General features: G+C 46.6%; 7 protein-coding genes. All 7 read right to left on the reverse strand.

The window, feature by feature from the left end; all coding sequences use genetic code 11:
• Positions 1–18: 18 nt before the first annotated feature.
• On the reverse strand, positions 19–705 hold the full coding sequence (locus AQR02_RS22975; protein ID WP_054942750.1) for a CpsD/CapB family tyrosine-protein kinase: 687 nt from the start codon (positions 703–705) through the stop codon (positions 19–21).
• Positions 686–1,465 (reverse strand): YveK family protein, encoded by a 780-nt coding sequence (locus tag AQR02_RS22980; RefSeq protein WP_082452035.1) that lies wholly within the window; start codon positions 1,463–1,465, stop codon positions 686–688. Before AQR02_RS22980 ends, AQR02_RS22975 begins: the two co-directional genes overlap by 20 nt.
• Positions 1,466–1,569: 104 nt before the next feature.
• Positions 1,570–3,549 carry an S-layer homology domain-containing protein gene (locus AQR02_RS22985; protein ID WP_054942751.1) on the reverse strand — a complete coding sequence of 660 codons (1,980 nt, stop codon included), beginning with the start codon at positions 3,547–3,549 and terminating at the stop codon, positions 1,570–1,572.
• Between the two features lie 139 nt (positions 3,550–3,688).
• Positions 3,689–4,471, reverse strand: coding sequence for a tyrosine-protein phosphatase (locus tag AQR02_RS22990; RefSeq protein ID WP_054942752.1), 783 nt, complete (start codon positions 4,469–4,471; stop codon positions 3,689–3,691).
• Positions 4,472–4,572: 101 nt separating this feature from the next.
• Positions 4,573–5,160 carry a hypothetical protein gene (locus AQR02_RS22995; RefSeq protein WP_054942753.1) on the reverse strand — a complete coding sequence of 196 codons (588 nt, stop codon included), beginning with the start codon at positions 5,158–5,160 and terminating at the stop codon, positions 4,573–4,575.
• Between the two features lie 175 nt (positions 5,161–5,335).
• On the reverse strand, positions 5,336–6,028 hold the full coding sequence (yihA, locus tag AQR02_RS23000; protein WP_054942754.1) for a ribosome biogenesis GTP-binding protein YihA/YsxC: 693 nt from the start codon (positions 6,026–6,028) through the stop codon (positions 5,336–5,338).
• 12 nt (positions 6,029–6,040) lie between these two features.
• Positions 6,041–6,529, reverse strand: a 489-nt coding sequence (locus tag AQR02_RS23005) for a S16 family serine protease (protein ID WP_280818660.1), incomplete at its 5' end; no start/stop codon positions are given.

Here is a 6,529-nt window from a genome sequence, read left to right on the forward strand (position 1 = left end):
TTTCACTACCGAACACTGTCAATTTCCGTAGTAGTAATAATAGTAGCCTTCGCTTGCTTTGCGCTTGACGTTATTAAGTACTACCCCCAGCATCTTCGCCCCTACACGATCAAGATTGGCCTTAGCCTTAACAGCAATATCACGTTTTACCTTGCCATAGCTAACTACCATAATCACACCATCACTCTTAGAAGCCACAATCTGTGCATCCGTAACCGCTAAGAGCGGCGGAGTATCGAACAAAATCACATCAAACTGCTGACGTAATTCCTGCAGGACCGTACTCATCCGGTTCGAAGCCATCATCTCCGCCGGATTCGGAGGAATTGGGCCAGAAGTCATAAGGTAGAGGTTAGGAACTCCAGATTCCTGTATAACCTCGTTTAAATCCGCCTGCTGTGACAACAAAGAAGATAACCCGTAACGGTTGCTTAGAGAAAAGGTTTTGTGCGCCGTAGGCTTCCGCAAGTCTCCATCAATCAAAAGCACTTTCTTATCTGCTTGTGCATAGGCCGCCGCAAGATTCGCAGTTACCGTGGATTTCCCTTCCTCAGGTCCGGAGGACGTCACCATAATAATCTGAATCTGCTCATCAATCGAAGAAAAGTCAATATTGGTCCGCAAAGCCCGAAACGCTTCCGATACAGGCGAACGCGGATTCGTTACGGTAATCAGATGGCGTTGTTTATTTGGCTGCTGTGACATGTTCGAGATCCCCCGCCTTTCTGGATAGCTTCTGTGCTTGCGTTTCTGTGGACTTGGTCTCTTCTTGTCCGAGTCTGGTTATCATTGCTATCGTCGGGAGACCCAGGTATTTCTCAATGTCCTCTTCCGTCTTCAAGGTGTCATCCATGTACTCCAGCAGGAAGGCAATCCCCAGGCCGATCATCAGCGAAACGATAAAGGCAATCGCCAGGTTCATCACTACATTAGGTTCAACCGGTCCTGGTGCAACAGTAGGATTAAGCTTGGCTTCATTCAAAATCGATACGTTCTGTACATTGAACAGGGAAGGGATCTCCTGCTTGAACACAAGTGAAATGGCATTCACGATTTCTGCTGCTCTCTGATAAGAGTTATCTCGAACGACAAGTGTCATCACCTGCGTATTATTTACCGAACTCACATTAACCTTCTTCAGCAACTCTTCTGCAGTAGTGTTAAATTGCGGATAGTCCTTGGCTACAACATCCAGAATGGCTGGTGTCTTAATAATTTCCTTGTACGTGTTAATTAATTGAATATTAGTATTAATCTGATTCAAATCCAGCTGTGATGCCGTTGACTGCACTTGCTGTGTCTGATTAACAATAATCTTCGTTGAAGCTTCATACACCGGATTCTTAATGTATAGGCTATACACACCGGCAAGAAGACAGACGACGATAACAATACTTACAATCATCCACAGTCTCTTTCTTACAATCTGAAAATAATCGCGAAGATCCAATTCTTGTGCTGACAAGTGAATTTCCCTCCAAGCTGTTTCTGTAATATTTCAATTCACGCTAAAAAAGTGCCCCCTCTCACATTAACGAGAGGAGGCTCTCCACTTGCTTATTTCACTTCTTACTTGAAGTTCATTGTACGATAGATGATTACAGCTGCTTCTGCACGGGTAGCAGTAGCGTTCGGGTTGAACTTGCCTGCATTACCAATAACCAGGTTATTGCTGGCTGCAAGGGCTACGCCGTCTTTCAGGGAAGCACTGATCTTCGCTGCATCCGAGAATTTGCTAAGTGCTGTTGCATCAGCAGTTGCAGAAGGTTTGAGTGCTTTCACAGCACGGGAGATCATTGTAGCCATCTCAGCACGTGTGATTGTTGCATTCGGATCAAAGGTGGAAGAATTACGTCCAGTGATGATGCCCTTCTCAGCTGCAACAGCAACGTATGGAGCATACCAAGCAGTAGAGCTTACATCGCTGAAGCTTTCTGTTGCCGTGCTGTTCTCAAGGTTCAATGCACGGATCAGCATCTTCGCGAACTCAGCACGGGTAACATTGCTCTTAGGAGCGAACTTGCCGGAGCCGATACCTTCAATTGCGCCTTTAGCGGCTACAACTTGAATCTGTCTTCCAGCCCAAGCCTGTACGCTGGCAGTATCGCTGAAGCTTACTTTGTTCTCTACTACTGCGTAGGAAGAGAAGGTGTCGCGCGGTTCAACGATGAAATCACCGTCAACAACGCCGCCTTGGAATTGCAGTGCGCCGTAAACAACCTTCGCTACGGACAGAAGCTCTTTATCAAGCGATGCTGCACCAACCAGAGGAAGTTTGATTGTCAGTGGTTGTTTGAAGGTTGTTGTGGCTACTCCACCAACTGTCAGGTCGAAGGAATAGACTTTGGAAGCCAACTTCAAGCTAGTGATCGAAGTTACTGTGGTGTCAGCTTCTGTAGTAACCGTCAAAGTTACTGCATCGCTGAATTGGGTTACAGGAATTGTAACAGTCAGCCCGTTGAAGGTAACCGCGATATTCGCAATACCTTTAGCTTTAGCAGCTTCAATGATCGCTTTGGACAGTGGAACTTCTACAGTCGTTGCGTTCACTGTACCCAAGTTCAATGTTAGTGTAAGACCAGTTTTACCTGGGTTAGCTGCCAACAGTGCATCAAAGGCTTTGAGTACATCAGCATCTACCAGCTTCAATGTTGCTTTACCGTTAATAACACTTACCAAAGTAGATACATCATAAACGCCAGGAGTTGCACCTGGAGTAGTAACTGTTGTACCGCCTCCAGTACCGCCTCCAGTACCACCACCAGAAACAAGCGGATAAGTACGGATGTAGGCGAGAGCAAGTGCCTGTGCAGCAGGCTTAGCGGATTTGATCTGTGTATTCACATTATCAAATGTCTTCACCAGATCATCAGCTGTGATACCCAGGTTGTATACTGCATCACTTACAGTCAGTGCACCAACGCCAGTCTTGTGCTCAAGCACTTTGTAAACAGCATCCTTAACCAAGGTCTTCTGGGACTCTGGATTACCGATGAGGTTGATCATATCTGCAGTGGACTTGCTTCCCAGCAGATTGCGAAGTTCTGCCTCTACGCCGTTAGTAGCGAAGAAGAAGTCAAGAATATCGTCGAAGCTGAGGCTGTCCACTTTCGCTTTGGCTGCAATGTTGTTAAACAGCTTAACATTGTCAACATCATAACGGATGCCTTTAAGAACATCGAAATCACTTGCATATACATCATAAACTACGCTGGATACGCTCTTGAAGAGTTTCAGGGAAGTCGCTGTATCTGCATCGCTGAGTTTAAGTTTGCCGAGTACTGGTGCAAAAATTTCCTCGAACTTCGCTTTATCAATTCCAGCAACTTCTTTGGAATAGTTCTGCAAATAAGTTACTTCTGTTGCAGTAAGGTTATTGTAGATCGCCTTAATCTTGGTCTTTACTGAGTCGTGATCGACTGATGCTGCAGATGCTACGCCAGTCAGATGTTTAGCCAATCCTTCGCTGCTGAACGGAAACCCTGCTACGGATGCTGCTGCCATGCTTACTGCTAATGTTGATACTGCCAGTTTCTTCTTCAAAGACACTTTTCATCCACCTCTTTGTATGTAGTTATGTTTCTTATACTGCTGCGCTATCAGAAAAGTTCCGCCCTAACTCAAACTAATCTGATAAAATATAACAATAACCCAGTAATACCCATTCTACCATCAATTGAGAGATTGGTCATCCTTTACGAGAAAAAAAACCGAACATTCTATGAAGTTTCTTGCCGGAACTCGTATAAATGACCCGGATTATCTCCTCATTAGCGATGATTCTCTGCGAATTTTGGCGGAATTTGTCGGAAACCACAGTCCCCAGCTCTTTCTCCACAACCTTGAAAGCTTCACTTAGTCCAAACGGACGATGACTACAGTCATGTGCATCCGATGCAATAATATGGACAGCGTTTCTGCGGCACAGATCAAGCGACAGCTTCTGCAGTTTGCTGCCGAAGGTTCCGGCCAGACTCTGGGCGGTTACTTGACCCACTGCTCCCAGCTCTATTAATCTTTCTAATATGGCGGGACTAGCGGCAACCTCAGCATTGCGCTCCGGGTGGGCGATGACCGGAACGAAGCCTTGAATAACCAGTTCGTGGCAGGTCTCGTCCATTATGCGCGGCACACGTGAAGAAGGCATTTCCAGCAGGATGTATTTCGAATCCGCGAGAGTCAGCAATTGACTCTGCTCCAAATCATTCAGCAGATCCCCGTAAAGGCGGATCTCCTGGCCGGGAAGCACAAGCAAAGGAAGTCCAGCCTGCTGAATTCTCTCATTGAGCAGCTGTACTGCTTGTCCAATAGTTGGAGCGGGGTTCATATATACTCCATTAGCATGATGTGGTGTGGCTACAACAGTGGAAATGCCATCTTGTACGGCATCCTGTGCCATGGAGAGGGCCGCTTCCCAGTCGGTGGCTCCGTCATCCATAAAAGGCAAAATGTGGCTGTGAATATCTATCATATACTTTTTATCGGTCCTTTTCCACTAAAATTATATAGCATCTCAAAAAAATACAACCATTTCACTAGGAAATGATTGCCAAGTATATAGTTATTGTATCCTTAAGCCTCCAAAAATAGCAATCTATGAGCTATGAATGCAAGCTCCTCATCAATATCACCGGGATTCTCGGCAGACTGGAGGGTGTTGCGCTGATCCAGCAAACGATCAACTCTCCGGCGCAGTTCTTCTATCTCTCGTTCTATAGCATCTGACTTATACAGATTCATCATTTCTGAAAGAGAGTGCTTATGCTGATAGATCAGCTTGCTGCCAGAGGACGTCAATTCTGAGATCCGGCGGACAGAGCCTCTCTCATAATAATAGATCATGGTAAACCCATGATAGATTCTATTCACAGTCCCCGTTCCTTTATAGGTGACGAATAGTTTGCGGACGGCATTGTTCAGATGGGGATTAACCACCCGGCAGGATAGTGTGCACCAATGGATGTCGCCTTTACGTTCGACAGACAGGCGCACCTCTTCACCCCCGGCTTCCTCAAGAACAATCATCTGCTCCCCGCCTCCTAGAACCTTCACCCGGTGGCTGATATAGCAGGTATCGGCTGTGAGCAGAAACTGGTTCATCTGAAATTCCGTCATTTGCATAGTCGCATTTACATATTCTGTAGCCAATCGCTGAGCCATAACCATCCCTCTATTCTTTGTAAAGCCTTTACAATGATTATACATCGATGAGTGTGGGTTTTCTCATGAGCGGAAACAGACTGTCAGCTGATAATTCTACCTATACCTTGAGAATAGGAGGATAGTCAAAGGATTGCGCTCTATTGCTAACTTATACACAGGATAAGGCCTTGTTTCAGGATTCCTGCTCTTCTTCAGGCACAATTTCATTTCCTGCTATCTGCTCAGCTTGTTCATTCAGTTCATCCGGATCAGACATTTCATCCAAATCCTCTTCTGCTGACTGCAGACTATAATTCTCAATTAACGCCCACAGCTCATCCTTGCCAAGACCGATTTCCGACGAGAATGGGATGAAGTTATCTCCCGGTAGCACACCAAGTTCCTGTTTCATCACTTTGATATGTTTGGGCCAGCGCGTCTTAGGAATTTTATCGGCCTTAGTTGCCACCACGCAGAGCGGCAGGTCATAGTGCTTAAGCCAGTCAAACATCATCTTGTCATTGCCTGTCGGCGGATGACGCAGATCTACAGCAAGCAGGATCAGCTTCAGCGTGTCACGCTCCGCCATGTACCTTTGACCATTTTGCCCCCATGAGGCCCGCTGGGTTTTGGATACTTTGGCATAACCATATCCGGGAAAATCGACAAAATACATATCTTCATTCACACGGTAATAGTTCATATGCTGGGTTTTGCCCGGGGTGGAGCTGGTACGGGCCAGGTTCTTGCGGTTAATCATACGGTTAATTAAAGAGGACTTCCCGACGTTGGAGCGCCCTGCCAGAGCAATCTCTGGCAAGGCGTCCGTTGGGTATTGATCAGGGCCTACGGCACTGATGATAAATTCGGCATTGTTAACTTTCATAGGTCTTCCTTTCTAATGCACACTACTCGGCGCTTCACTGCTTATTTCTGTATGATGATGATCTACCAGCGCATGCTGCAGTACTTGATCCATATGGGATACAGGTACGAACTCCACATCATTACGCACACTCTCCGGAATATCCTTGAGGTCGCGTTCATTGTCCTTCGGAAGAAGGATTTTTTTGTAGCCGGCCCGGTGTGCTGCCAGCGATTTCTCCTTAAGTCCACCAATGGGCAGGACACGTCCGCGGAGTGTAATCTCGCCCGTCATCGCTACATCCTTCGAGACATACCGTTTCGTGAGTGCAGAGATCAGCGCGGTAGCAATGGTAATCCCGGCGGACGGGCCATCCTTCGGTATCGCACCCTCAGGGATGTGAATGTGAATATCGTTCTTCTCATGAAAATCTGGTGCCAGACCCAGCTCTTCCGCTTTGGAACGGGTGTAGCTGAAGGCGGCCTGTGCCGATTCCTTCATTACATCACCCAGCTGTCCGGT

It is taken from the genome of Paenibacillus ihuae (genome assembly GCF_001368795.1).
GTDB lineage: Bacteria > Bacillota > Bacilli > Paenibacillales > Paenibacillaceae > Paenibacillus_AQ > Paenibacillus_AQ ihuae.

What these genes read in the sequence shown, in the direction of transcription:
- AQR02_RS22975 (WP_054942750.1), bottom strand. Translation starts at nt 705, where the DNA reads ATGTCACAGCAGCCAAATAAACAACGCCATCTGATTACCGTAACGAAT.
- AQR02_RS22990 (WP_054942752.1), bottom strand. Translation starts at nt 4,471, where the DNA reads ATGATAGATATTCACAGCCACATTTTGCCTTTTATGGATGACGGAGCC.
- AQR02_RS22995 (WP_054942753.1), bottom strand. Translation starts at nt 5,160, where the DNA reads ATGGCTCAGCGATTGGCTACAGAATATGTAAATGCGACTATGCAAATG.
- yihA (WP_054942754.1), bottom strand. Translation starts at nt 6,028, where the DNA reads ATGAAAGTTAACAATGCCGAATTTATCATCAGTGCCGTAGGCCCTGAT.